1 protein-coding gene and 1 pseudogene are annotated in these 1,977 nt (G+C 46.0%); both read left to right on the top strand.

Annotated elements, in window-relative coordinates:
- Positions 1–157 precede the first annotated feature (157 nt).
- Positions 158–1,603, top strand: coding sequence for an MFS transporter (locus CPT76_RS18795; protein WP_105443913.1), 1,446 nt, complete (start codon positions 158–160; stop codon positions 1,601–1,603).
- Between the two features lie 208 nt (positions 1,604–1,811).
- Positions 1,812–1,977: pseudogene (locus CPT76_RS40015) on the top strand (CsoR family transcriptional regulator); the annotation flags it as partial.

Here is a 1,977-nt window from a genome sequence, read left to right as displayed (position 1 = left end):
GAAAAAATAAACCGCTTGACAATATAGGGTAGGGGCTATACTATATTCACATCGAAGCCGGGAATTTATGGTATTGATCACCTCGTTCACTGACGGCCGTCACGAGCGTGAAAGGGATGAAGGACCGGTTTTATCTCTCTTAAGGAGGATTATAGAAATGACAACTCAGTCTCAAGGTCTTTCCCAGGCTGATCCGAGGCGCTGGATGGCACTCGCATTGTTATGCCTTGCGAATTTTATGGTGATTATGGATACATCAATTATCGGAGTAGCTTTGCCCGCTATTAAAGAAGCGCTGGGATATTCCCAAGAAAGCTTACAGTGGGTGTTTAACGCATATGTTATTTTCTTTGGCGGCTTTCTATTGCTGGGGGGCCGGTTGTCTGATCTGTTTGGACAAAAACGCATGTTCATGTGGGGGTTTCTTATTCTAACTGCAGCCTCGTTACTTGCAGGGCTAGCATGGAACGACAACGTACTCAACATTGGCCGAGCGCTCCAAGGCTTTGGTTCTGCACTCATTGCACCATCCGCGTTAACGATCGTTATGATGTTATTTAGCGGAAATCCCAAGGAATTAGGAAAGGCTTTGGGATTCTGGGGGGCATCCGCTGCTGCAGGTGGTTCCGCGGGGGTGTTTCTTGGCGGTGTCATTACCGAATGGCTAAGCTGGGAATGGACATTTCTGATCAACGTCCCTGTCGGAATTCTTGCCCTGATATTGTCTCCCGGGCTTTTAGCAAAAGGAGCACGCAGAAAAGGCAGCATTGATATCGTAGGATCCGTATTTGTTACAGCGGCATTAGTTTTAATTGTGTATGGGATTGTCACCGCAGAACATAACGGATGGGGAGCACCTACGACGATATGGACACTGATCTTAGGTTTAGCTCTATTTATCCTCTTCCTCATTGTTCAGGCGGTCAAAAAGGAACCCCTTGTACCTCTTGGAATTTTTAAGGCACCTAATCTAGCAGCAGGTAATATCGCACTGTTAATGTTATCAGGAGGATGGATTCCGCTTTGGTACTTCCTCAATCTATACATGCAGCAGGTTTTGAAATTTTCAGCTTTTACCGGCGGTGTTGCATTGCTGCCGATGACCATTGTCATCGCCATTTTCATGATTGCGATAACGGGCAAGCTCATCACCAAGATTGGTGTAAAAGCGAATATCGTGATCGGTTTGACTGCCTTAGGAGGTTCGATGATCCTGTTCTCCACGAACACGCCTCTAGACGGAACCTTCTTAGCGAATGTGCTGCCGGCTTCACTTTTAGGTGCGCTCGGGATGTCACTGGCTTATATTCCTTCCATGATGTCTGCGATGAACGGAGCTAAGCCTGAAGAAGCAGGGCTTGCATCAGGGCTTGCCAATACAAGCTACCAGATTGGTTCAGCGATCAGCTTGGCGATTATGGTTGCCATTGCTGCAACAACGACTTCGGCACAAGCAGGTGGTGATCCAATGGTAGCTCTGAACAGTGGATTTCAAGCTGCATTCTTGTGGTCGGGTATCGTTGCATTTATTGGCGCATTATTGGCATTGATCTTCATTCGTTCACCAAAAAAGGCTGGCTCCGACATCTCTAAATCGATGTAATCTTTTTAACTTCAGTCACATTGTGGCTGAAGTTTTTTGACTCCGGCTAATTTTAGGTGATTTGCCGGCAGAGACTTAATGGGTGTTACCAACTTGACTTTATAGGGGTGGGGGGTATATATTGAGTACAAGAGATTAATCATGCCGTGATATATGGAGTAAACCAATACGTTTGTAAGGATCTTTATACAGGAATGGAGGCATGGCAATGAGTGTTGAACTGGAAACGGTAGAAAGTACTATAGCAGAAAATGCAGGGTGCTGCTCAAGTGAGGAACCGGGTCGAAAGAGCCATCATTCCGAGAAAGAAAAAACAATATGATATCCAGGTTGAACCGAATAGAGGGGCAGATTCGAGGGATCTAAGGATTGAT

It is taken from the genome of Paenibacillus sp. AR247 (genome assembly GCF_002968895.1).
GTDB lineage: Bacteria > Bacillota > Bacilli > Paenibacillales > Paenibacillaceae > Paenibacillus_AQ > Paenibacillus_AQ favisporus.
This window is presented reverse-complemented; position numbering and strand designations above follow the sequence as displayed.